Annotated in this window: 2 protein-coding genes; both read right to left on the bottom strand. The window is 53.2% G+C overall.

Going from position 1 to position 412, the window contains the following annotated elements:
* The coding region (locus tag JNB88_RS33210) for a hypothetical protein (RefSeq protein ID WP_220359174.1) at positions 1-219 on the bottom strand (219 nt) is incomplete at its 3' end.
* Between the two features lie 10 nt (positions 220-229).
* A partial coding sequence (locus JNB88_RS33205) for a tetratricopeptide repeat protein (RefSeq protein WP_220359173.1) occupies positions 230-412 on the bottom strand: 183 nt, incomplete at its 5' end.

The following is a 412-nucleotide window of genomic DNA, read 5'->3' as shown; positions in this document are numbered from 1 at the left end:
ATACACTACGCCGTCGGCAAAGGCCGGATGAAGGTTAGAGTAAAATTCGCCGATACCATCGCCAACCGAGGTGCTCCAGGACGTGGACGGCGTAAACTGGTTTTCTACCGTCGGCAGCGGTGACATTTTCACCACATCTTCTTCGCTATTAAACAGCGAACACCCGCTCAGCAAGGTAACGGAAAGCAGCCCTGGCAACAGTAATTTACGCAATTGCATCGAGTCCCTCTCAGATGGACAAATTATTCATTTTCATACGCATCATTTCGCTGAGCGCAGGAGAAGCATCGCTTTTCACGCCAGCTTCCCACGCCGCACGGGCCCCTTGCTTATCGCCTTTGCTCAACAGAATTTCGCCGCGCAAATCGGCCACAATGGCGGTCCAGCCCTCACCTTTGATGCTGTCGAGGGT

The organism is Rhizobium cauense (assembly GCF_019511525.1).
GTDB lineage: Bacteria > Pseudomonadota > Alphaproteobacteria > Rhizobiales > Rhizobiaceae > Rhizobium > Rhizobium cauense.
This window is presented reverse-complemented; position numbering and strand designations above follow the sequence as displayed.